A 22,143-nucleotide genomic window follows, 5' to 3' on the forward strand; every position below is an offset into this window, starting at 1 on the left:
CAGTCCTTCCCGTCAGGTTCGACGGTATCAACTGTGCCTGTTCGAAGGCCGATTTGGGAACCTCGATCTCTGCGACCCGGCCGTTACCCTACGATTTCGCCCGTAGCGCCTTGTCGAGCGCGCGATCGAGAACCACGAGCAGAGCGTCGCGCACCGAGGCGCGGAAACGGGCGTCGTAGGCGAGCACCGGCACGTCTTCGCGAATCGCCAGGGCCCAGCGCACTTCGTCCAGGCTGTGGACCATATGTCCGTTGAAGGTATTGACACCGACGACGAATGGAAGACCGGCCCGCTCGAAGTAGTCGATCGCCGGATAGCAGTCGTCGATGCGGTTGGTATCGACCACTACCAGGGCACCTAGGGCTCCCTTGATCAGGTCGTCCCACATGAACGCGAAGCGGGACTGGCCGGGAGTACCGAAGATGTAGAGCTTGAGCGTCTGGTCGATGGTGAGGACGCCGAAGTCCATCGCGATGGTCGTCGTGGTCTTCATCACGGCCTGGCCGGGATCGTCGATGCCAACCGACGCGGAGGTCATCTCGGCCTCGGTGGTCAGCGGCGAGATCTCGGAAATGGCGCCGACGGTAGTCGTCTTTCCGACACCGAAGCCGCCCGCAACGATGATCTTGACGGGGACCGGGGCCTTCTTCTGCCGGCGTTGTTGGCCCACAGGGGCGTAGCCGACGATGCGGTCAGGTGATTGCTCGAAGTCCACGGATCACTCGCATGATGGTCTCAGGGTCGGGGGTTTCGTTGTCCAGCACTTGGACGTCCAGCTGGCCGGCAGCACGGAGATCGCCGACCAGGATGCGGGTGACTCCGAGGTGCAGGCGCAACATGGCGGAGATCTCCGCCACCGAATGCGGCTCGTTACAGAGGCCCACTATGGCGCGCATCTCCGGCGAGAGCCGGACCGGAGGGGCGCCATGAATCACGGTCACCTGCGTTTCCATCCCGATCTCGGGATCGGCGCCGTTGGTGCGTCCGGACGTGATGACGAACGGACGCAGCGTCGAGCCCCGATCGTCGGCCGGCGGCTCTGCCCCTCGCGGGGAAGGGCGGTAACCACCGGCCGAATGCTGGGGCCCAGGCTGCAGGAAGGGTCGGACGCTCGGCCGAGCCGGGTGCGCCGGGTCGTCGGGGTCCGGATAGGTCATTGCTGAACGGCGTTCTTCAACTCGGCGATCAGGCGCGGGCTGAGCGCGCCGCCGGCGCGCGTCGCGAACAGCGTCATCTCGTACGCCAGGGTGCCGAGGTTGGCCGACCGGTCGGCGATGACCCCCAGCACCGAGCCGGCGCTGATCGCCGTGACCAGCAGATAGCCGTCGGCCATGTCGATGATGACCCGGTTGAGGGCGCCCAGGCGATACCAGCTCGCGGCACCGCCGGACAGGCTCGTCAGACCCGAGACCACGGCGGCCAGGCGCTCCGCGTTGGGCCGGTCCTTGATCGCCGACATGGCCATCAGCAGGCCGTCCGAGGAGACGGCGATCGCTTCGATCACTCCCGCAGTGCCCGAGGTGAACGAGTCCAGCAACCAGTTGAACGTCTTGGCCTCGGCGCTCAGCTGGGGGGCGTAGTCACGGCCGTTACCGGTTTCGGTGCTGTAAGGGGAAGTCATCGCGGTTGTCCCTCGGGTTGCGGCTGAGTTTCGTTCAGTGCGAGTGCGACTCCGTACTCGAACTGTTCCATCAATGCGCGTGCGGCGTCCGGGTCGAGCGGAGGCGCCGCAACCGGCGGGGGCGGGCTGTGCGGCTCGTCCCGTGGCAGTGTCGCGCCCGGCACTCGGCGGGCGAGAGGTGCATGTCCGGCCGAGGGCGGCGAGGACATGTCGGTCTCGGCGACATCCCATTGAGCCCGGCTCACACCGGCCTCGAAGTCGTCGAACGCCGCCCGCGCCGCGACCGCGTCGTCCGGCGACGGCGGAGCGGTCGGCAGCGCAGTGCCGGTCTCGGTGGGAAGCTGGCTGCCGGGAACCCGGCGGCGCAGCGCGGATCCATTGGTGGCGGATCCGTTGACCGGCTCCGGCTGAGGGGCCGGCGCCGGGGTCGGGGTCGTGTAGCGGTAGTCCTCCTCGACTCGCTGGCGCGGGATCGCGGGAGGCTCGGCCGGCGGCACGGTGCTCCACGCCGTCTGCTCCGGGGTGGGCTGGCCCCACGAGGAACCACCGGCGGCCGGCAGCTCCGGCATCGGCAGCTGCGGCATGGCGACCGGCACGCGACCGGCCACCGGAGCGCCCGGGTCGTACGCCGCCGGCTGCTCGTAGGCGGCCGGCTGCTGCGGCACGGGCTGCTGATAGGCCGGTTGCGCGTAGGCCGGCTGCTGATAGGCCGCCGGCTGCTGATAGGCGGGCTGCTGGTACGCCGGCTGCTGGTACGCCGGCTGCTGGTACGCCGGGGGCTGATAGACGGGCTCGGCGTCGTAGACCGGCTGACCGGCGTACTCCGCGTCGATCGTCGCCCCGGCCTGGGTGGCGAACGCGTTCCACGAGCCGCTCGCCTCGATCGTGCGGGTGGCGCGGTCGAGCATCACCGGATCGAACGGCTGCAGGCTGCCGGGCGCCGACCGGATCGTCGACGAACCGGTGACCACCTGCGCGAACTCGGCGGTGTGGTACATCGGCGTGGCCGATCCCGGTCCCATGGCCGGCATCGGCTGCCCGGAGATCGGGAACGGCGCCGCCGGCAACGAGCCGACCCCGGAACTCGAGATCAGGTGGGCCGGGGTCAGGTCGACCCAGGCGGTCACGCCGCCGCCCGGCGACTCGGTCAGGGTGACCTCGATGCCGTGCCGCCGGGCGAGGCGGCCGACCACGAAGAGGCCGAGCACCTCGGTGGGCGCCAGGTCGAGGCGCTCACGGCGGGTCAGACGGGCATTTTCCTCGACCATGCGCTCGGGCGCCAGGCCCAGGCCGTTGTCGATGATCGCGAGGCGGGCGCCGCCGCGCAGCTCACCGGCCGAGATCACGACGCGGGTGTGCGGCGGGGAGAACGTGGTCGCGTTCTCCATCAGCTCGGCCATCAGCAGCGTGAGGTCGGCGATGATCGCCGGGACGACCACGATCTCGTCGGGGACGTCCAGGTCGACACGGGTGTAGTCCTCGATCTCACCCAGGGCGAGACGGACCACGTCGACCAGCGGCAGCGGTGCCATGTGCTCGTTCGCGCCGGCACCACCGGAGAGGACGACCAGTGAGCTCGCGTTCCGGCGGAGACGGCTGGACATGTGGTCGAGACGGTAGAGGTCGCCGAGGCGGTCGCTGTCGGTCTCGCGGCGTTCCAGGTTGTCGATCAGGGCCAGCTGGCGGCCGACCAGGTTCTGCGTACGGCGTCCGACGTGCCCGAACATCTGGGCGACGTTGCGGCGGCCCATGACCTGGCGTTCCACCAGGCGTACGGCGGTGGTCTGCACCCGGTCGAACGCTCGGGCCAGGTCGCCGATCTCGTCGCGGGCCTCGACGTCGACCGGGTCGAGTCGAATCGGGCGTACGTGCTCGGCCTCGTCGTCGGCGACGCGTTCGAGTTCGGCCTCGGCGGCGCGGGCGATGCGGTCGGCCGAGCCGGTGAGGCGTCGCAGCGGCCGGGCGACCGCGCGGGCCATGAACAGCGACAGCCCGACCACGACGATCAGCAGCACCAGGGCGCCGCCACCGATCAGCGACGCGTCCCGGATGGCGTTGTCGCGGCTGGTCGTGACCGTGGCGTCAACGTCGGCGGCCACGCGCTTCTCGACGAAGCCACCGAGGACGAGCACCGACTGCAGCGACGGGAACAGCGTCTTGATGTTGAGCAGCGTCACCGCCTGGTTGGGGTCGACCGCGGCCTGGGTCAGGAACTGGTCGCCGACGCGGGACGAGAACGCGTCCTGGGCTCCGATGTAGAGCTTGTACTGGGAGTCGGTGAAGAACGCCTGCGCGTTCGCGATCACCTGCTGGATCTGCACCAGCGTCGAATAGAAGAGGCTGATGAAGGCCGGCTGCTTGCTGATCGTCGCGGCGGTCAGATAGCCCGACGCCTGGCTGATCAGGTCGTCGGAGCGCAGCGCCTGTTCGAGCGCGAAGACCTGCCGGCCGACGCCGGTCTTGAGGTCGGCGGTCGAGGAGAGCGCCAGGCCGCTGATGATCGGGTTGATCGCGTCCGTGAACTCGGTGACGACCACATCGGGGGTGATCGCCCGGTTCAGCACGTTCTGCCGGGTGTTGTCGAGCCGGTCGGCGCCGCGCAGGGCCCGCTTGAGTTCCTTGGAGACCGGCTGGCCGCCGTCGTCGACCTGGGCCACCGCGTCGACCGACTTGGCGGTCTGCACGACCAGGGTCGGCTCGTCGACCAGGCCGAGCCCGAAGCCGACCGAGAGCAGGCGCTCCAGCTCGAGCTGCTGCAGTGCCGTGCTGACGCGGGTGGCCAGCTGAACCTGGTTGGAGGTGTCCTGCGCGTCCTGGGCCGCCGTCGCGCGGTTGACGATGATCGGGATGGTCAGCGCCACGACACCGAGCAGCGGGACGAGCACCAGCAGGGCGAGTTTGCCCAGGATGCGGAACTTACCGAACAGCACCGGATCGCTCCCGCCGTGTCGGGTTGGCCTCGCCGTAGGCGGGCAGCTGGTCGTACGGGCCGGGGGCGGAGCCCGGTGCTCCGCCGGGGGCCGACCCGGCGGACGGGAGCCCGGAGCCGGGGCCGTAGCCGGCGGGCCGCGAGCTCGCGACGATGTCGCGGGTGGTCTCGCCGGCCGGCCGGGCGCCCGGGGTCTCCCGGCGGCGCGCGGTGGCCGGCCAGATCAGGGCACCGAGCACCAGCGCGATGGCGATCAGGCCGAGCACGATCGCCTCGGTCCGCCGGTAGTTGATCGAGCTCATCCGGTCGTCGAGCAGCTTGTCCATCTCGCGCAGGGTCACGCCGGCGAGGCTGTTCAGCGCCGTCTGCAGCGAGCTCTGCGCGACCGCGATGGTCGCGATGTTGGGGTCGCCGCCCAGGTTGGCACCACGGTTCATCGACTCGACGCCGCGGCGGAACTGGTCGAGCGTGGTCACCAGGCTGCCGCTGAGGGTCTGGCTCTTGGTGTCCTCGACCGCCGCCTGCAGGTCCTCGGTCAGGTTGGCGACCGTGTTCTGTACGGCGAGGACCTCTTCGCCGAACTGAACGGTGATCGCGCCCTTGTGCGTCTGCTGGAGGTTGGCCAGCGTGCCCATCTGGTTGGTGTGTTCCACCGCCGCCGGCATGTCGATCGCGACCGCCTGCTGGAGGTTGGACAGGTCGTTGTCGGGGTCGCGGTTGAGCTCGGAGTTGCGCCGGACCGCGTCGTAGAGCGCCACGACCAGGTCGAGGACCTCGGAGTGGGCCTGGAAGACCGCCAGTTGGCCGCCCGGCACCTTGGCCAGCTTGCCGATCTTGTCTTGCAGACCGGCCCAGCGTTCCTTGGTTTTGAGGTCGTCACCGAGGCGGCTGTCGACGTCCGACACCTTGGCGATCGCGGGCTTGAGGGAGTCGGGAGCGGCACCGATGTTCTGCACGGCCGACGACTCGTACTCCACGAGCGAGTTGATCAGGGGAGCGAGGGCCGTGAGGTATTCGACGCCCTCCTGCTCCAGGGCCGTGCTGGCGTGGCGGTCCGAGTTGTCCTGCCAAACCCTGCCGAACAGGATCGCTGTCGGCACAAGCACCAAAACCGTCATAATCACCGCGAGGGCGGAGCGTAAACGGGATCGCCGGCTGTTCATTGCTTTTGTCCTCCGCCATCCACAGGTGATGGACCGTTATTTCGGCTACTGTCCGTAGCCGGGCGGGCGCACGGATCCGGGCCAATCTATCCGAGAAAACCTCAAGTAACCCCTTTCCAAGGGTCAGAGTTCTCTCGTCTGATCGGGGGATACAGGGGGCCACCGTCAGGGTTGTAACGAACGTTCAGGTTCGGGCTGCCGAAAGACGAATCCGCAGCCCAAACCGGTTCCGCAGCATTGGGGCGTTACCGCGAGGATCGTAGCCGTCACTCGCCCGCGCGGAAACCCGCACGATTCCAGTTGGATGGTAATTGTGATCAGCCGAGGCTTATACGTAGAGTAATGGATCTATTGCTCTACGATATTTTCGTGCGCTCAGTAACTGCGTAAATACAGATAAACGGGCCTTTCCGAAGGGAAAGGCCCGTTCTGTCCGGAACGAATTACAGTCGAGCGAGCGCCTTTCGCAGCGGATCCAGGCCGAGCGAACCGAGATTCAGAGCGTCCCGGTGGAAGGTCTTCAAGTCGAAATCGGCACCCTTGCGGTGTTTCGTCTCGTCGCGGGCCTGGAGCCAGATGCGCTCACCGATCTTGTAGGACGGCGCCTGACCGGGCCAGCCCAGGTAGCGCTTCCACTCGAAGCGGAGCAGCTTCTCCTCCACCCGGGTGTGCGCGCGCAGGAACTCCCAGCCCAGCTCCGGCGTCCAGCGCTCGCCCGGGTGGAAGCCGAACGGGTTGTCGCGCGGGATCTCCAGCTCGAGGTGCATGCCGATGTCGACGATCACCCGGCAGGCCCGCAGCGCCTGCCCGTCGAGCATGCCCAGCCGGTCGCCCGGGTCCTGCAGATAGCCCAGGTCGTCCATCAGGCGCTCGGCGTAGAGCGCCCAGCCCTCGCCGTGCCCGGAGCACCAGCAGAGCAGCCGCTGCCAGCGGTTGAGCGAGTCGGCTCGCAGCAGGGCCTGACTGACCTGCAGGTGATGGCCGGGGACACCCTCGTGATAGACGGTGGTGACCTCGCGCCAGGTGGAGAACTCGGTGACCCCCTCGGGCACCGCCCACCACATGCGGCCCGGGCGGGAGAAGTCTTCGCTCGGGCCCGTGTAGTAGATGCCGCCGTCGCTGGTCGGAGTCAGGCAGCACTCGATGCGCCGGGCCGGAGCCTCGATGTCGAAGTGGGTGCCGTGCAGCTCGGAGATCGCCTTGTCGGCCAGCGCCTGCATCCAGTCGCGGAACGCCTCCTTGCCCTCGATGTTGCGGGCCGGGTCGGCGTCGAGCATCGCGACCGCCTCGGCCACCGAGGCGCCGGAACCGGCGATGACCGCCGAGACCGCGTCCATCTCGCGCTCCAGGCGGTGCAGCTCGGCGAAGCCCCAGAGATAGGTCTCCTGGAGGTCGACCTTGGCGCCCAGGAAGTATTGGGAGGCCAGCTCGTAGCGCTCCGGGCCGGCCGCCTCCTTCTCGCGGCCCCGCGGAGCGAGCTCGTCGCGGAGGAACTCGGCGAAATCGGCGGTCGCCGCGGTGGCCGCGTCGGCACCCCGGGTCAGCTCGGCCGCCAGCGCGCCGCCCGCGGTCAGCCGGCCGGCCAGCCCGCGATAGAAGTCGTCACGGTCGGGATCGGTCCAGGCGTCGCACTGCTCGGCCACGGCCAGCATCTGCGCGCGCGGGCTGACCCGGCCCGCCTCGGCCTCGGTGCGCAGGGTGGTCTTGTACTGCTCGAGAGCGCGCGGGATGTCGTTGAGCCGGGCGGCGATGTCGGCCACCGCCTCCTCGCCCTCGGTGGGCATCACGTCGAAGACCCCGCGCAGCGCGTGCAGTCCGCTGCTGACCACGCTCAGCTCGGCCGCCGCGCCGGCGTCGTGCCGGGCCAGCTCCAGGCCGAGCCGCTCCTGCATGGCCTCCTTGGCGACCTGTTCCGACTCGTGCTCGGGCTCGATCACGTCGAGGTCGTTGAGGGTGCGGCGGGTCAGCTCGGCCTGGGCCTCGAAGCCGGCCGGCGAGAAGTCGTCGGTCAGCCCGTCGTGCCCGGCGATGCCGGTATAGGTGGCGCCGAGAGGGCTGAGCTCGGCCCATTCATCGACGTAACGGTTCGCGAGGTCATCAATTCGTCCCACCCGCCGACCCTACCGACGCCGACCGGGAAAGCGCGTCCCTTAATTTGCACCGTGAGTGCTGGTCCAGGCGAGCAGCTTGTCGAGCGGCCAGGTGTTGACCACGTCGTCCACCGGCACCGCGCAGAGCGCCGCCCGCTGGCAGCCGTTGCCCAGCCAGTCGAGCTGGCCCGGGGCGTGCGCGTCGGTGTCGATGGTGAACTTGCAGCCCGCCTCGACCGCCACGGTCAGCATCCGCTTGGGCGGGTCGAGCCGGTCCGGCCGAGAGTTGATCTCGATCGCCTTGTCGTGCTCGAGGCACGCGGCGATCACCCGGTCGAGGTCGAACGTGCTCGGCGGCCGCGTCCGCCCGCCCCGGTGCCCCCGGTCGCCGTCGCCCTTGGCCAGGACCTTGCGGCCGGTCATGTGCCCGAGCACGTCGAGATGCGGGTTGGCGATCGCGGCCAGCATCCGCTTGGTCATCCGCGGCGACTCGTCGCGCAGCTTGCTGTGCACCGAGCCGACCACCACGTCGAGCCGGGCCAGCAGCGCGTCCTCCTGGTCGAGCGAGCCGTCGGCCAGGATGTCGACCTCGATGCCGGTCAGGACGCGGAAGCCGTCGGGCAGCGCGTCGTTGAGCCGGGCCACCTGGTCGAGTTGCCGGCGCAGCCGGGCCGGGGTCAGCCCGTTGGCCACCTTCAGCGTCGGCGAATGGTCGGTGAGCACGAGATATTCGTGGCCCAGCTCGACCGCGGCGAGCGCCATCTCCTCGATCGGTGAGCCGCCGTCCGACCAGTCGGAGTGGCAGTGGCAGTCGCCGCGCAGCGCGTCGCGCAACGTGGCCGCGGCACCCTGCAGGTCGGAGCCGGCGGTCGAGAGCAACCGTCGCAGATAGACCGGCTCCTCGCCGGCCAGCGACTCGGTGATGCAGCGGGCGGTCACGTCGCCCACCCCGGACAGCTCGGCCAGCGTGCCGGCCGCCGCCCGCTCGGTCAGCTCCGGCTCGCTCAGCTTGGACACCGCGGCCGCGGCCGAGCGGAAGGCGCGGACGCGATAAGTAGCCTCGTTCGCCCGCTCCAGATGGAAGGCGATGCGGCGCAGATCGGCGACCGGGTCACGAGATGCCATGCCGCCCACCTTAGGACTCGGAGCCCTAGGCGGTATCTCGTAATGGGGACAGGGCGGCGGCTGAGACTCGCCTCGCTCCGGCCCCCATTACGAAACACCGCCTAAGCTCGCGGGCATGCGGACGATCGACTGGGTGGACGGCGCCATCGAGATCATCGACCAGACCGCTCTCCCGGGCGAGCTGCGGATCCTGCGGCTGCACACCGTGCCCGAGCTGATCGCGGCGATCCAGTCCCTGGCCGTACGCGGTGCGCCGGCGCTCGGCGTGGCCGGCGCGTTCGGTGTCGCGCTCGCCGCCCGGGTGCACGCCGACGACCCGGCCGCGCTGACCGTGGCCGTAAAGAAGGTGGAGACCGCGCGGCCGACCGCGGTCAACCTGGCCCGGGGCGTCCGGCGCGCGGCGGCCCGGATCGGGTACGGCCCGGAGGCGGTGCTGGCCGAGGCGTACGCGGTCCGCGACGAGGAGATCGTCGCGTCCCAGGCGATGGCGGCCCGCGGGGCCGACCTGCTGGTCGGCCTGTGCGGTGACCGGCCGCGGCTGCTGACCCACTGCAACACCGGTGGCCTGGCCGCGGTCGAGCTCGGCACGGCGCTGGGCGTGCTTTATGAGCTGCACCGCCGGGGTGCCCTGGCCGGGGTGGTCGCCAGCGAGACCCGGCCGCTGCTGCAGGGCGCCCGGCTCACTTCGTGGGAGTTGTCCCGCTGGGGCATCGAGCACCGCGTGGCGGTCGACTCGGCCGGCCCGTTCCTGATGGCGCGGGGCGAGGTCGACGGCGTGGTGCTGGGGGCCGACCGCATCTGCGCCAACGGGGACGTCATCAACAAGATCGGCACGTACTCGCACGCGCTCGGTGCCCGGCGGGCCGGACTGCCGTTCGTGGTCGTCGCGCCGGAGTCGACAGTGGACGTGAGCACGCCCCACGGCGCCGCGGTGGAGATCGAGGACCGCGGGTCGGCCGAGGTCACGCCGTGGGCCGAGGCGGTCAACCCGGCCTTCGACGTGACCCCGCGCGACCTGGTCACCGCGATCGTCACCGATCGCCGGGTGATCCGCCTCGACCGCGGCGAACGCCCCTAGGCGGGCTGCCAGGGCTTGAGCCACGGCGTCTCGGGCCAGCCCTCGGCTGCCGCGAGCAGCGGAAACGCGGTGCCGCCGTCGATCGTCTCGCGGACGATGTCGGCGTGGCCGGTGTGCCGCGCGGTCTCGTAGATCAGGTGGAGCAGGATCCAGCGGACGGTGAAATGGGTCATGTCCTTGCGGTTCCACGGCACCGAGTGATCGACCGGGATCCGGTGCCCGAGGTCGCCGATCTCGGCCACCGTCTTCTCGGTCTCCGCGGCGACGCGGTCATAGCGGGCGAAGACCTCGTCGATCGACTCGCCCTCGGCGAGGGCGAAGTTCCGGGTGTACGCGTCGTAGTCGACCACCTGCGGCTCGTTCCGGATGGTGCCGAGCCAGCCCTCCTCGGTCGAGGCGCAGTGTTTGATGAGTCCACCGACGCTCAGTGGGCTGGCGCTGGGCGCCGCCCGCAGCTGCTCGTCGCTCAGGCCGTACGCGGTGATCCTGAGCGAGTAACGCGCCTGGACGAGAGAGGCCAGCAGGCCCTCCTGCTCGTTGCTGATGGTTCCGACCTGACCGGCCATGTCCGTCTCCTCTGCGTTGCTCCGACTTCGTTGCTCCGTCGGACTCCAAGCTAGGAGTGATTCAGGTCAGTTTCCGGCCGCTTTGTTTTCAGCGTCCGGCGATCCTCGGCCACCTCGGCCACCCAGCCCCCGGCCCGGCCCAGCGCGAGCAGCGGGCCCGCCTCGGCCGGCATCTCGGTCACGCCGTCGGCCGGGCGTGGCGGCCAAGACCGGCGCAGGTCGCTGGCGGCGGCCAGTGGCGGGATCAGCGCCGCGATCGGATCGGGCGTCTCGAGCAGGTCGTGCAGGTGGTGCAGGTCGCCGAGCAGGGCGTGCAGGGTGTGCTCGACCTCGGTCGCGTTGCCGCCGCACATCGCCGCGGTCAGCTCGGCCCGGGTCGCGGCGACCCGGGTGCCGTCGCGGAACGAGCCCGCGGCCAGCACCCCGGCGAGCGGGTTGCCGGCCAGCTGCCGGGCCAGCGCGGCGGCCAGGAGATGCGGTACGTGGCTGACCTGGGCGACCGCGTGGTCGTGCTCGGCCGCGGTGGCGGGCACGACGCGGGCGCCGAGCGAGGTGCACAGCGCGGCCAGGGTCAGCCAGTCGTCGAGGGGAGTCTCGGGCTCCAGCCCGAGCACCCACACGCAGCCGGCGAACAGAGCCGGGTCGGCGGCCGCGAAGCCGGACGTCTCCCGGCCGGCCATCGGGTGCCCGCCGACGAACCGGGGCAGCCCGTGCTTGCGGGCCAGATCGAGCACCGGGCTCTTGACCGAGGTGACGTCGGTGATCAGCCCCTCGTGCCCGGCCAGGCCGGCGATCACCTCGGGCAGCGCGGTCAGCGGCACCGCGAGGGCCACCACCTCGGCTCCGTCGGTCGTCTCGGGCACCGAGCCGGCCACCCGGTAGCCGGCGGCGGCGGCCAGCGCGCGGGTCGCCGGGTCGGCGTCGAAGCCGGTCACCTGGTGCCCGGCCGCGGCCAGCGCTCGCAGCAGCGAGCCGCCGATCAGTCCCAGTCCGATGACTGCCACGTTCACGCGGGAACTCTCGCACACGCTTCAAGATCGTCCGTTCGGCCAGGTTGGTATCCGCCGGATCTTGAGACCTTTCGTCCGTTTTACGACTGCGAAGCGAGATTGCACCGGTTTACGGTAATCGTGTCGGCGCCCTCCACTCCTGGGCACCGATGCCCGGCTTTCCTCCCGGCCGCGCGGGGCCGCATCTCTGGGCGAGGATGCGGCCCCGCGCTCCAACGGTGGATAGGGTTGCGCCATGAGCTTCGGTGCCCCCGACCAGTCGGGACAACCGCAGATGCGGCCCCCGTCCGGGCTCTTCCCCGGCCTGCCGCCGCGGCCGGTCTACCGCGAGGCCCACCCGATCCGCTCCGGCCCGTTCTTCGCCGGGCTGGCCTCGGCTGTGGTCTGGTTCATCCTCTTCGGCAGCCTCGGCCACGACCTCGCGACCTACGCGTGGTGGACCATCGTGGCCGGAATCACGGCGTGGGCGGTCGCGCTGGTTCTGGGCCTGCTCGGCGACCGCGGCGTGGCCACCGGAGTCGCTGCCGCGGCCGGGGTCGGCCTGTCGATCGCCCTTGGTCTGGTGGCCGCCCGATGGATCACGACTTACAACTGGCCGCTGTGGTGACGACCGGCACCTGAACAGGCCTTCGACGACCGATCGTGCCGACCTCAACGCGGCCCGCACTGGCCCTTGACGAGGGTTCGCGGCTCCGTCAATGTCGGGGTCATGCCCCCCGCACCGCAACGGCTCGACACCGACCCCAATCGCCGCCGGCGCCGTCTGGAGTTGCTGGCCGCCCTCGCCGACGCCAAGGCGGCACGCGAGTCGAACCAGCCGCGCCGCCTCCGCGGCGCCCGCCTCCGTGAGCTCATCGCCATCCGTCGTCGCCTGGTGAACTGACTTCCGTGCTTCTCAAGGCGTGGCGCGTCGCGCCCGCCGCAGTTCCCGCTACCGTCACTCGCTGAAGGACAAAAGTCGCGTGGGGGGAATCTTGTCGACATTCGCTGCCGCCGTTGCCCGGGGCAAGAACGGGTGGACCGCGTCCGAGCTGGACCTGTCCGGACTGGGCGACATCGACGAAGTGGTGGACGCGCTGCGCGACGTCGAACCGGACGCCGGCCTGACCCTGCTGTTCGTCGAGAGCGACGACCAATACCTGGCCATACTGCGCCTGGACGAGGGCGAAGACCTGCGCGTGTTCGGCTCCGACTCGGCATTCGCCGACGAGTCGCGGATCGGCTCGATGCTGCTCGGCGAGATCGAGGCACCGGCGCTCGAGATCGACGAGCTGACCGCGGCCCGGGCCGACGATGACGACGACGACACGCCGGATCCCGACCCGGACGCCGACCCGGTCGGCGACGCCGAACTGCTCAACGACCTCGGAGTCACCGCACACCGGCTGCTGACACTCTGCGGGCGCGAGGGCATGATGCCGGCCGACGTCACCGCCGAGATCTGCCAGCAGATCGGCTGCGGCGACGAGGTCGAGGAGTTGCGCGAGGCGTGAGCCTGGCCGCCTCGCCCCGGCACGAGACGTGGATGCGCCGCGCCATCGAGGTGGCGTCGGCGTTCCCCGAAGACGTGCCGGTCGGTGCGGTGATCTTCGACGCCGACGGGCGCGAGCTCGCGGCGGCCGGCAACGAGCGCGAGGCGAGCGGCGACCCGACCGCACACGCCGAGATCCTGGCCCTGCGCCGGGCCGCGGTGCTCACCGGCAGCTGGCGGCTGACCGGCTGCACGCTGGTGGTGACCCTGGAGCCGTGCACGATGTGCGCCGGGGCGCTGGTGCTGGCCCGGGTCTCGACCCTGGTCTTCGGCGCCTGGGAACCCAAGACCGGCGCGGTCGGGTCACTCTGGGACGTCGTACGCGACCGCCGGCTCAACCACCGGCCGGAGGTCTATTCCGGGGTGCTCGAGGCGGAGTGCGCGGCCCTCGTGCGGGACTTCTTCCGTTAGCCGCCGGCCGGGTGCGACCGCTGGGCGAACGGCCCGGTGCGATCGCGCCTGCGGTTGGGTCGCGGTCCCTTCGCGTACGGGTGAGGGCCCGGCCGCCGCGGCCGTGAGTTGCCCGCTCAGGCGATGGCGGTCTCCAGGCCGATTCGGACCATGTCGCCGAAGCCCTTTTCGCGCTGGGCCGAGTCCATCTTGTCGCCGGTCTTGATGTGGTCGCTGACCGTGAGGATCGTGAGCGCCCGGGCCCGGTAGCGCGCCGCGATGGTGTAGATCGCGGCGGACTCCATCTCGACCGCCAGCACGCCGTAGTCGGCCAGCGAGTCGTAGAGGTCGGGCCGGTCGGTGTAGAACGCGTCGGCGGCCAGGATCGGGCCCACGCGCATCGAGACGCCCTGCCGCTCGGCCACCTCGACCGCGGTGCGCAACAGACCGAAGTCGGCCACCGGGGCGTAGTCGATCAGGCCGTCGAAGCGGGCCCGGTTCATGTTGGAGTCGGTCGCCGAGCCGATCGCCGCGATGACGTCGCCCAGGTTGAGGTCCATGGCGAGCGCGCCGCACGAGCCGATCCGGATGACCGACTCCACACCGTAGTCGTTGATCAGCTCGTGGGTGTAGATCGACGCCGACGGCATGCCCATGCCGGAGCCCTGCACCGACACGCGAACGCCCTGGTAGGTGCCGGTGAAGCCGAGCATGCCGCGGACCTCGGTGTAGCAGACCGCGTCCTGCAGGAAGGTCTCGGCGATCCACTTCGCCCGCATCGGGTCGCCCGGCAGCAGGACCCGCTCGGCGATCTCGCCCGGCTTCCCGCCGATGTGCACGCTCATGCGTCGTCTTCTCTCTTGTCGTGCCGCGTCGTCGCGGCCCTCTCGCTGCCCGGCCGATCCTGCCAGGTCAGAGGCTCGTGCTCAGCTAATGGGTAACCCGGCGGCGGCCCACCCGCGGCGTCCGGTAACCTACTTCGCGGTGGTGTGTCCGAGCGGCCTAAGGAGCACGCCTCGAAAGCGTGTGAGGGTGCAAGCCCTCCAAGGGTTCAAATCCCTTCACCACCGCCAACGCAAGGTGATCGCCCGGCAGCTCTTCGGAGTTGACCGGGCGATTCGCGTCTTGGTGCACATGGCAGCGATTCGACCTCGTCTCTGATCACGCTCTGTGCCCGTCGAGCGGTCCTCCGTCCGCCCTACCGCGACCTCCGCCGTTCGGTTGTCGTCCATGATCAGATGTCCTCCGCGTAACGGCGGCGTTTCGGCCTCCGGAGGCAGCTCAGGCTAGCTGCGCCGATTACCCGGTGTAGTAGTCTGTGGACCGCCCTAATACACTGGGTGTCGCGCAAGTCACGTGGACCAAATCCACCGGATCAGACAATGCGTACTCGGCCGGGTGGTGAGAAAGATTCACAAGATCGCCTGGCGCCGATCCCTGTGAAGTGTCCTAGATTTGTCATGTGAGAGTTGAGCATCACTGGTGGAATGGTGACACCCGGCTCGCCCGCCGGGATGTCTACGTCCGCACCGACGGCGAATCCTGGGAAGTTGAGGCTCAGATGGGTGGGCCGCAGGGAAAGTCCAAGGTGCAGCACTGTCCAGGCAAGGCCTCGGCCATGATCCTGGCAGACGCGTGGCGTGGTTCACGCTGGCAGTGGCGCAAGCTTTAGGAGCGCCAGGAGCCGGGCTGAGCCGCATCGCCTGACATCATCGGCCAGCCGAAATTACTCAACGGACCGGATCCCTACTGCCCCTGGGATCCGGTCCGTTTTGTGTCTGATGCCGGACTAATTGTCCGGCGGCGATGGCTTTTCTGGATCTAGGGTGAGCAGCCATGCACGCCAAAGTCACCGACCACCGCCCGGACGTCGCCGTGCTGCACCTGAAGGGCGAACTGGACGCGGACACCGCGAACCAGCTGCACGAGACGCTGGCCGACCTGCTCGAGCGTCCCGTGCCGCGGATCGTCGTCGACCTGACCGACCTGAAATTCTGCGACTCGGTCGGCCTGAGCGCCTTCATCACCAGCAAACAGGTCATCACCGCGCGCGGCGGGTGGCTCAGCTTCGCCGGCGCCAACCCGTTCCTCGTTCAGCTCATGGAGACGGTCGGGCTCAGCCGCTACTTCGCGATCTTCCCCGAGGTGGACGACGCGATCGCCGCGGCCCAACTCGGAACCTGAACCCAACGAACAAGACAAGAGAGGCCGGACCCGTTGGTCCGGCCTCCATCTGTATGAGTTTGTGGCGGAGGATACGAGATTCGAACTCGTGAGGGTGTTAACCCAACACGCTTTCCAAGCGTGCGCCCTAGGCCTCTAGGCGAATCCTCCGTCGGACAGACTACAAGAGGTCCGACTTCGGCTCTGCGCCCGGGTCGCGCCCGAGCCGGTCGGGCGACCCGGTAGGCTTCCAGACAGCCCCTCGTGCGGCGTGCATCTCGTGAACCTCCCCAGGGCCGGAAGGCAGCAAGGATAAACGGGCTCTGACGGGTGCACGGGGGGTCCTTCTGTTTCCACCCCCTCGCGTTGCCGCACCGGCTTGGTTCTTGTCGTACCCCCGACGGACAATGGCGCGGTCGTTGAGGAGGGGTAGTGGCACTCGCGCTCTATCGCAAGTACCGTCCACGCACGTTCGCAGAGATCATCGGCCAGGAGCACGTCACCGAGCCGTTGTCGCAGGCGCTGCGGAGCGGGCGGCTGCACCACGCCTATCTCTTCTCGGGCCCGCGCGGCTGCGGCAAGACGTCCAGCGCCCGCATCCTGGCCCGCTCGCTCAACTGCGAGCAGGGCCCGACTCCCGAGCCGTGCGGCGTCTGCGCCTCGTGCAAGTCGCTGGCCAACGACGGCGCCGGCTCGATCGACGTCATTGAGATCGACGCGGCCAGCCACGGTGGCGTCGACGACGCCCGCGACCTGCGCGAAAAGGCGTTCTTCGCGCCGGCCAGCAGCCGCTACAAGATCTACGTGATCGACGAGGCCCACATGGTCTCGCCGGCTGGCTTCAACGCGCTGCTCAAGCTCGTCGAGGAACCGCCGGAATACGTGAAGTTCATCTTCGCGACCACCGAGCCGGAAAAGGTGCTCGGCACCATCCGCTCCCGCACCCACCACTACCCGTTCCGGCTGATCCCGCCGGCGGTCCTGCGGCCCTACCTGCAGCAGCTCACCGAGGCCGAGGGCGTCCCGGTCGAGCCGGCGGTCTTCCCGCTGGTCGTGCGCGCGGGCGGCGGCAGCGCCCGAGACTCCCTCTCGGTGCTCGACCAGTTGATCGCGGGCGCCGGCCCCGACGGCGTGAGCTACGCCCGGGCGGTCGCCCTGCTCGGCGTCACCGACGTCACCCTGCTCGACGACATGTGCGACGCGCTCGCGGCCGGCGACGGAGCCGCCGCGTTCGGCACGATCGACCGGGTCGCCGAGGCCGGCCATGACGCGCGGCGCTTCGCCTCCGACCTGCTCGAACGCTTCCGCGACCTGATCGTCATGCAGCAGGTGCCCGACGCGGTCACCAAGGGCCTCATCGACGGCCCGGCCGACCAGCTCGAGATGATGGCCGCCCAGGCGACCCGCCTCGGCCCGGCGACCCTCTCCCGCTGCGCCGACATCGTGCACAACGGCCTGGTCGACATGCGCGGCACGACGGCCCCCCGCCTCCTGCTGGAGCTGATCACCGCCCGCATGCTCCTGCCGGGCGCCGACGACTCGTCGGGCGCGGTGCTTCAGCGTCTGGAGCGCATGGAGCGGCGGCTCACGCTCGCCGGAGATTCCGTACGCGGTGAGCTCCCCCCGCCCCCCGAGCTCGCCGTGGCCGCGACCGGCGACGGCGAGGTCGCGGTTTCCGGCGGCGCGGCCGGTGCCGCCTCGGCCGGGGGTGGCTTGTCGGCAGCCCGGGCCGCCGCCGCGGCCGCGGCCGGCCGACGGGCGACCACCGGCAGTTCCGGCGGCCGGGCAGCGCCTCAGCCGGTCCCGGTTTCGGCGACCGTTGCTCCCACGTCGGCTGCTGCTCCGGGGGCGGTGGCCGGGCCTGATCATGACGACGAGCCGCCGTGGGACGACGAGCCGGAGCCCGACTTCGAGCAGGCCGAGCCCGCGCCTCGGGTTGAACCCGCGCCTGCGGCTGAGGCTGTGGGCCCGGCTGAGGATGCGGGCCGGGGCGAAGCTGTGTCGCGGGATGGGGCTGCGTCACGGGGTGAGGCGGGCGGGAGAGCCGCGGGTTCTTCGCCGTCGGTGCCGCCCCAGGTGACCCGGCGGAGTGAGCCGGCCGGGGTGCTGCCCGACGCGCCGGAGGAGCCGGGGGCGGCCGCGGTCAACGCGGGCGTGCCGGGTGCACTCGACGTGACGGCCGTGCGCGAAGTGTGGCCGGAAATCGTCACCGCGATCGGCCGCCAGAGTAAGAAGGTGGCGGCGCTCGCCTCCGGGGCCACGGTGCGTGACCTCGACGGTGACACCGTTGTGCTGACGTTCCGGTTCCCGGCCCACGCGCGGATGGTCGCGCCCGAGGCGTCGGTGATCTCCAATGCGCTCTACGAGGCACTCGGCGGCCGCTGGCAGGTCCGTTGCGAGGTGGCCGGTGAGGGCGGGGCGGTCGCTCCGACGTCCGGTGCCCCGAGCCGTGGCGCGTCACCCGGCAACGGCGGCGGTCCCGCGCGCAACGGATCGGGCGGCAGCCCGGCGGCCCCGCGCGCCCAGGCCGCGCCCGTCGGCGGCCAGCAGGCAGTCCGCGCCTCTGAGCGGGCCCCGCAGAGCCGCCGCCGGGCCGAGGACGTCCCACCCCCGAGCGACGACGACTGGCCGGAACCGGCCAAACCGGGTGGCCTGTCCGCGACCGTAGCCCCGGCCGCGGTCGAACAGCCGGCCGACGACGAGGACGACTGGCCCGAGGTCCGCGCGGTCGGCGGCCCGGCGGGGAACCCGGGCGCCGCCTCGCCTGACAACGCCCGGCCCGGTGCCGAACACTCGGCCGCCGGCAACTCGGAGGCGCGCTCGGCCGGCGCCGCGAGCAATTCGGGCGCGGCATCTCCCGACAACGCCCGGCTCGATGCCGATCACTCGGCGGTCGGCTTCGGTGGCAGGTCGGTGAGTGCCGCTGGCACTTCCGGCGCGGCATCGTCTGACGACTCGGCGGCGCACCCGGGTGGCACGGCGGATGGCAATGACAGCTCGCCGCGCGCGGGGATTGCCGGCGGTGGCTCGCCCGGGGTGTCCGATGCCATGAACCGGGACGACTCGGAGCCGTCAGCGCAGCGAGGCCGGGGTGCACTACCGGCCTCGACCGGCGGCGACGGGCCGATGGGTGCGGCGGCGATCGATCGGGGCGACGGCGCCAGCGCGCCCGGCCGGAGCGGAGCCGCGCCCGGGGGGAGCGGAGCCGCGCCCGGCGTTGACGGGCCCGATGCCGCAGCGATGGGCTCGCCGGCTGGGCGAAGTTCCGGCGCGAGCGCGGCCGGACCCTCCGACCACGCGGCAGGTCCGGCCGGGACTGAAACGGCTGGGCCGCCCGATCGCGACGGCGGCGGCCGGGCCGGCGGAGGCATCTCCGGTCAAGAAGCGAGCAGCGCGGCTGGCCAAGGAGCGTCCGGTAGTCCGAGCGCCGGCGGACAGGGGGCCGGCGGTCGGAGTGTGGCCGGCCCCGGAGCGCCCGGCGGTCAGGGTGCGCCCGGCGGTCAGGGTGCGCCCGGCGGGCCGGGTGCGGGCGGCGGGTCGGCTGGGGCGTTGGCGGCCGCGCGGGCTGCGGCCAAGGCGGCCGCTGGGGCCGGGGTGGCGCAACGGCCGGACGGGTCGGCGGCCGGAGACGGTGGGGCGCCAGGGGGCGCGGGCTCCGGGCGTACGGGAAACGGGCGTAACGCCGCGCCCAGCAGTGGGTTGGCGGCGGCGCGGGCGGCGGCGGCTGCCGCGGCCAATGCGCGCAGCGCGGGTGGCAAGCCGACGGCGGGCAACTCGGCCTGGTCCGACGGGTCGATGACCGAGGAGGCGCCCTATGACCCGGAATATGACGGGTCTTCGGGTGCGCCGAGTTATGAGGGGTTCGATCCGGGGGACGAGCCGCTTGACGACGTGATTGACGAGAAGACCGCTCGGGAGAGCAGTGAGCAGCAGGCGATGCGGCTGCTTCAGGAGGCATTCGGCGCGGAGAAGATTGGCGAAAGCTGATTCTCCGGCGCGCCGATCGGGGCGGTCGTGGCTAATGGGGCGGGGCGGGCCGTGGCGGCTACGCTGGGCGCGGTGCTCGGCCGTGGTGGTATTGACGGCCGTCACCTGGGATGACCTAAACGACTTTTGAGGAGCGGTGCGATGCGCCCCGGTGGACAGCCGAACATGCAGCAGATCATGAAGCAGGCGCAGAAGATGCAGCAGCAGGTCGCCCAGGCGCAGGCCGAGCTGGCCGAGGCCGAGTTGACCGGCACCGCCGGCGGCGGGCTGGTGACCGTGGTCGTGACCGGGCTGGGCGAATACAAGTCGGTGAAGATCGATCCCAAGGCGGTCGACCCGGAGGACGTCGAGACTCTCGAAGACCTCGTGCTCGCGGCGATTCACAACGCGGCCGAGGCGCAGCGGGAGCTGACCGAGGAAAAGATGGGTCCGGCGACCGGCGGCCTGTCTCTGCCGGGGTTCTGATCCCGTGTACGAAGGCGCCATCCAGGACCTGATCGATGAGCTGGGGCGGCTGCCGGGCGTCGGCCCGAAAAGCGCCCAGCGCATCGCCTTCCACGTGCTTTCCGCCGATTCGGTCGACGTCAACCGGCTCGCCACCGCGCTGCGCCGGGTCAAGGAGCAGGTGCGTTTCTGCACGATCTGCTTCAACGTGGCCGAGGAGGAGCAGTGCCGGGTCTGCCGCGACACCCGCCGCACCAACGAGGTGCTGTGTGTGGTCGAGGAGCCCAAGGACATCGTGGCGGTCGAGCGGACGGGTGAGTTCCGCGGGCGCTACCACGTCCTGGGTGGCGCCATCAATCCGCTCGAGGGCATCGGGCCGGACAACCTGCGCATCCGCGAACTGCTGCTCAGGTTGGGTACGGGCGAGGTCAAGGAGTTGATTCTCGCCACAGATCCGAACACGGAGGGTGAGGCCACGGCGACTTATCTGGCGCTGATGGTCAAGCCGATGGGCATCGCGGTCACCCGTTTGGCCAGTGGCCTGCCGGTGGGTGGAGACCTCGAGTACGCCGATGAGATCACCCTTGGTCGGGCGTTCGAGGGACGTCGAGCGGTCTAGATCCACTTTCCGTAACAGGATCATCACAGCCCGACAGCGTTTTAGCCCGGATTCACTGTTTGCAGGCCATCTACGCGGTAGTTTCCGATTGTTCGGGGCCAGAGGTCACAGTCGCATCACGAGGGAGACACGGAACCACCCGCGTACCGTCGGCGAACTTGACCCGAGGCGCCCATTAGGTGAATGTTCCTTCCGATGGCGGCCACACCCGCCGTCGAGTGCCTTCGTGGCATCGGTCTGATCTGACCGAGCGTGACGAGGGTCGGCACTCGAGGCATGCGATAACCGATCGGTTGCCGTTCGCTACGTGGGCCATCGTCACCGGTCGCAAGGGTCATCGCTGTCCCTCGCTCCGGCGACCGTGGGCTCCCGTGCGTACTGGCCGCCGGGAGAGGACCGGCGAATAGATGTCGCTTGGCCCAGAGGCGTCGATCACGGACGAGTCGACGACGCCCGTTGCCGACGCGGCTGATGAGCGGAGCATCGGCGAGAAAGTGATCGCCGGTCGGTCGCTCAAGCAGATCGCCTGGCGCCGTCTGAAGAGGGACAGGGTGGCGATCGCCGGTGGCATCGTCGTCATTCTTCTGATCATCGTCGCGCTCATCGCTCCGCTGCTGACCAAATGGCTCGGTCATCCGATCGACGAGTTCCACAACGATCAGATCGACCCGACCTTCAGCACGCCGATCGGCAAGTTCGGTGGCATCAGCCGGCAGTTCATCTTCGGTGTCGAGCCGACCACCGGCCGTGACGTGTTCAGCCGGATCGTGTACGGCGCTCAGACGTCGCTGTCGGTCGCGTTCCTCTCCGCCTTCGTCTCCACGATCCTCGGCACGATCTTCGGTCTCGCCGCCGGTTATCTCGGTGGCTGGATCGACGCGGTGATCAGCCGGGTGATGGACTTCCTGCTCGCCTTCCCGCAGCTGCTGTTCGCCATCGCGCTCGTGTCGGTGCTGCCGGCCTCGTTCGCCGGGCTCGGCGGCCGATGGTCGCGTGTGCTCGTGCTGGTGGGCGTCATCGGGTTCTTCGGCTGGCCCTACATCGGCCGAATCGTTCGTGGTCAAACCCTGTCGCTGCGCGAACGTGAGTTCGTCGAAGCGTCTCGAAGCCTCGGTGCGCGTTCGCCGCGCATTCTCTTCCGTGAGCTGCTGCCTAACCTGGCCGCCCCGATCCTCGTCTACACGACGCTGATCATTCCGACCAACATCCTTACCGAGGCGGCACTGAGCTTCCTCGGCGTCGGTATCCCGCCGCCGAATCCGTCTTGGGGCGGCATGTTGTCGGACGCCGTGTCTACCTACCGGACCGACCCCATGTACATGATCATTCCGGGCGGAATGATCTTCATCATCGTGCTGGCCTTCAACCTCTTCGGTGACGGCCTCCGCGATGCGCTGGACCCGAAAGCCCGCTGACACAGGGGCTGT

The 22,143-nt window shown here is 70.1% G+C and carries 20 protein-coding genes, 2 tRNA genes and 1 other RNA gene; 12 read left to right on the forward strand and 11 right to left on the reverse strand.

Features of this window, described 5'->3' with window-relative positions:
• Positions 1-88 precede the first annotated feature (88 nt).
• The 7 genes from AB0M88_RS17680 to AB0M88_RS17710 form a co-directional block, all read right to left on the reverse strand.
• Positions 89-715 (reverse strand): ATP/GTP-binding protein, encoded by a 627-nt coding sequence (locus AB0M88_RS17680; RefSeq protein ID WP_364102586.1) that lies wholly within the window; start codon positions 713-715, stop codon positions 89-91.
• Complete coding sequence (locus tag AB0M88_RS17685) at positions 693-1,157, reverse strand: DUF742 domain-containing protein (RefSeq protein WP_364102589.1); 465 nt, start codon at positions 1,155-1,157, stop codon at positions 693-695. The genes AB0M88_RS17680 and AB0M88_RS17685 overlap by 23 nt, the downstream gene beginning before the upstream one ends.
• Positions 1,154-1,621 carry a roadblock/LC7 domain-containing protein gene (locus AB0M88_RS17690; RefSeq protein ID WP_364102591.1) on the reverse strand — a complete coding sequence of 156 codons (468 nt, stop codon included), beginning with the start codon at positions 1,619-1,621 and terminating at the stop codon, positions 1,154-1,156. The genes AB0M88_RS17685 and AB0M88_RS17690 overlap by 4 nt, the downstream gene beginning before the upstream one ends.
• Complete coding sequence (locus AB0M88_RS17695) at positions 1,618-4,551, reverse strand: nitrate- and nitrite sensing domain-containing protein (protein WP_364102594.1); 2,934 nt, start codon at positions 4,549-4,551, stop codon at positions 1,618-1,620. The genes AB0M88_RS17690 and AB0M88_RS17695 overlap by 4 nt, the downstream gene beginning before the upstream one ends.
• Positions 4,538-5,656, reverse strand: coding sequence for a hypothetical protein (locus AB0M88_RS17700; RefSeq protein WP_364102597.1), 1,119 nt, complete (start codon positions 5,654-5,656; stop codon positions 4,538-4,540). Before AB0M88_RS17700 ends, AB0M88_RS17695 begins: the two co-directional genes overlap by 14 nt.
• Positions 5,657-6,156: 500 nt before the next feature.
• On the reverse strand, positions 6,157-7,824 hold the full coding sequence (locus tag AB0M88_RS17705; protein ID WP_364102599.1) for a DUF885 domain-containing protein: 1,668 nt from the start codon (positions 7,822-7,824) through the stop codon (positions 6,157-6,159).
• Between the two features lie 39 nt (positions 7,825-7,863).
• Positions 7,864-8,928: a PHP domain-containing protein gene (locus AB0M88_RS17710; RefSeq protein ID WP_364102602.1), complete on the reverse strand. Its 1,065-nt coding sequence runs from the start codon at positions 8,926-8,928 to the stop codon at positions 7,864-7,866.
• Positions 8,929-9,043: 115 nt separating this feature from the next.
• On the opposite strand from AB0M88_RS17710, the gene mtnA reads away from it, so the two are divergent.
• Positions 9,044-10,006: an S-methyl-5-thioribose-1-phosphate isomerase gene (mtnA, locus tag AB0M88_RS17715; RefSeq protein ID WP_364102605.1), complete on the forward strand. Its 963-nt coding sequence runs from the start codon at positions 9,044-9,046 to the stop codon at positions 10,004-10,006.
• Here mtnA and AB0M88_RS17720 read toward each other — a convergent pair.
• Complete coding sequence (locus AB0M88_RS17720; protein WP_364102608.1) at positions 10,003-10,572, reverse strand: DinB family protein; 570 nt, start codon at positions 10,570-10,572, stop codon at positions 10,003-10,005. The genes mtnA and AB0M88_RS17720 overlap by 4 nt on opposite strands.
• Before the next feature lie 50 nt (positions 10,573-10,622).
• Positions 10,623-11,582 (reverse strand): prephenate dehydrogenase/arogenate dehydrogenase family protein, encoded by a 960-nt coding sequence (locus AB0M88_RS17725; protein ID WP_364102611.1) that lies wholly within the window; start codon positions 11,580-11,582, stop codon positions 10,623-10,625.
• A 235-nt stretch (positions 11,583-11,817) separates the two neighbouring features.
• On the opposite strand from AB0M88_RS17725, the gene AB0M88_RS17730 reads away from it, so the two are divergent.
• The 4 genes from AB0M88_RS17730 (at position 11,818) to AB0M88_RS17745 (ending at position 13,524) form a co-directional block, all read left to right on the forward strand.
• Positions 11,818-12,189 carry a hypothetical protein gene (locus AB0M88_RS17730; RefSeq protein WP_364102614.1) on the forward strand — a complete coding sequence of 124 codons (372 nt, stop codon included), beginning with the start codon at positions 11,818-11,820 and terminating at the stop codon, positions 12,187-12,189.
• A gap of 102 nt (positions 12,190-12,291) precedes the next feature.
• Positions 12,292-12,465, forward strand: a complete 174-nt coding sequence (locus AB0M88_RS17735; protein ID WP_364102617.1) for a hypothetical protein — start codon at positions 12,292-12,294, stop codon at positions 12,463-12,465.
• A gap of 91 nt (positions 12,466-12,556) precedes the next feature.
• The gene (locus AB0M88_RS17740) at positions 12,557-13,075 is read left to right on the forward strand and encodes a tRNA adenosine deaminase-associated protein (RefSeq protein WP_364102620.1); all 519 of its coding nucleotides are present in this window, start codon (positions 12,557-12,559) and stop codon (positions 13,073-13,075) included.
• Positions 13,039-13,524, forward strand: a complete 486-nt coding sequence (locus tag AB0M88_RS17745; RefSeq protein WP_364102690.1) for a nucleoside deaminase — start codon at positions 13,039-13,041, stop codon at positions 13,522-13,524. Before AB0M88_RS17740 ends, AB0M88_RS17745 begins: the two co-directional genes overlap by 37 nt.
• A 116-nt stretch (positions 13,525-13,640) precedes the next feature.
• Here the strand turns inward: AB0M88_RS17745 and deoD are convergent, their stop codons facing one another.
• Positions 13,641-14,348: a purine-nucleoside phosphorylase gene (deoD, locus tag AB0M88_RS17750; RefSeq protein WP_364102622.1), complete on the reverse strand. Its 708-nt coding sequence runs from the start codon at positions 14,346-14,348 to the stop codon at positions 13,641-13,643.
• 138 nt (positions 14,349-14,486) lie between these two features.
• Here deoD and AB0M88_RS17755 point away from each other — a divergent pair.
• Both AB0M88_RS17755 and AB0M88_RS17760 read left to right on the forward strand, forming a co-directional pair.
• Positions 14,487-14,576, forward strand: a tRNA-Ser gene (locus tag AB0M88_RS17755).
• 763 nt (positions 14,577-15,339) lie between these two features.
• Positions 15,340-15,687: an STAS domain-containing protein gene (locus tag AB0M88_RS17760; RefSeq protein WP_364102624.1), complete on the forward strand. Its 348-nt coding sequence runs from the start codon at positions 15,340-15,342 to the stop codon at positions 15,685-15,687.
• Positions 15,688-15,749: 62 nt separating this feature from the next.
• On the opposite strand, the gene AB0M88_RS17765 is transcribed toward AB0M88_RS17760, so the two are convergent.
• Positions 15,750-15,837: transfer RNA gene (locus tag AB0M88_RS17765), tRNA-Ser, on the reverse strand.
• Between the two features lie 82 nt (positions 15,838-15,919).
• Here AB0M88_RS17765 and ffs point away from each other — a divergent pair.
• The 5 genes from ffs (at position 15,920) to AB0M88_RS17790 (ending at position 22,131) form a co-directional block, all read left to right on the forward strand.
• Positions 15,920-16,016: signal recognition particle sRNA small type (gene ffs / locus AB0M88_RS17770), an RNA gene on the forward strand.
• Between the two features lie 82 nt (positions 16,017-16,098).
• Positions 16,099-19,653 (forward strand): DNA polymerase III subunit gamma and tau, encoded by a 3,555-nt coding sequence (locus tag AB0M88_RS17775; protein ID WP_364102627.1) that lies wholly within the window; start codon positions 16,099-16,101, stop codon positions 19,651-19,653.
• A gap of 165 nt (positions 19,654-19,818) precedes the next feature.
• A complete protein-coding gene (locus AB0M88_RS17780) occupies positions 19,819-20,118 on the forward strand; it encodes a YbaB/EbfC family nucleoid-associated protein (RefSeq protein WP_364102693.1) in 300 nt (99 codons plus the stop codon).
• 4 nt (positions 20,119-20,122) lie between these two features.
• Positions 20,123-20,716 (forward strand): recombination mediator RecR, encoded by a 594-nt coding sequence (gene recR, locus AB0M88_RS17785; RefSeq protein WP_364102630.1) that lies wholly within the window; start codon positions 20,123-20,125, stop codon positions 20,714-20,716.
• Positions 20,717-21,123: 407 nt separating this feature from the next.
• Positions 21,124-22,131, forward strand: a complete 1,008-nt coding sequence (locus AB0M88_RS17790) for an ABC transporter permease (RefSeq protein ID WP_364102633.1) — start codon at positions 21,124-21,126, stop codon at positions 22,129-22,131.
• Positions 22,132-22,143 lie beyond the last annotated feature (12 nt).

It is taken from the genome of Actinoplanes sp. NPDC051411 (assembly GCF_040682075.1).
Lineage (GTDB): Bacteria > Actinomycetota > Actinomycetes > Mycobacteriales > Micromonosporaceae > Actinoplanes.

Excerpts from the sequence above, each read along its gene's own strand:
- mtnA (WP_364102605.1), top strand. The coding sequence starts at position 9,044 with ATGCGGACGATCGACTGGGTGGACGGCGCCATCGAGATCATCGACCAG.
- AB0M88_RS17685 (WP_364102589.1), bottom strand. The coding sequence starts at position 1,157 with ATGACCTATCCGGACCCCGACGACCCGGCGCACCCGGCTCGGCCGAGC.
- AB0M88_RS17780 (WP_364102693.1), top strand. The coding sequence starts at position 19,819 with ATGCAGCAGATCATGAAGCAGGCGCAGAAGATGCAGCAGCAGGTCGCC.
- AB0M88_RS17720 (WP_364102608.1), bottom strand. The coding sequence starts at position 10,572 with ATGGCCGGTCAGGTCGGAACCATCAGCAACGAGCAGGAGGGCCTGCTG.
- AB0M88_RS17730 (WP_364102614.1), top strand. The coding sequence starts at position 11,818 with ATGAGCTTCGGTGCCCCCGACCAGTCGGGACAACCGCAGATGCGGCCC.
- deoD (WP_364102622.1), bottom strand. The coding sequence starts at position 14,348 with ATGAGCGTGCACATCGGCGGGAAGCCGGGCGAGATCGCCGAGCGGGTC.
- AB0M88_RS17710 (WP_364102602.1), bottom strand. The coding sequence starts at position 8,928 with ATGGCATCTCGTGACCCGGTCGCCGATCTGCGCCGCATCGCCTTCCAT.
- AB0M88_RS17690 (WP_364102591.1), bottom strand. The coding sequence starts at position 1,621 with ATGACTTCCCCTTACAGCACCGAAACCGGTAACGGCCGTGACTACGCC.
- AB0M88_RS17735 (WP_364102617.1), top strand. The coding sequence starts at position 12,292 with ATGCCCCCCGCACCGCAACGGCTCGACACCGACCCCAATCGCCGCCGG.
- AB0M88_RS17760 (WP_364102624.1), top strand. The coding sequence starts at position 15,340 with ATGCACGCCAAAGTCACCGACCACCGCCCGGACGTCGCCGTGCTGCAC.
- AB0M88_RS17790 (WP_364102633.1), top strand. The coding sequence starts at position 21,124 with ATGTCGCTTGGCCCAGAGGCGTCGATCACGGACGAGTCGACGACGCCC.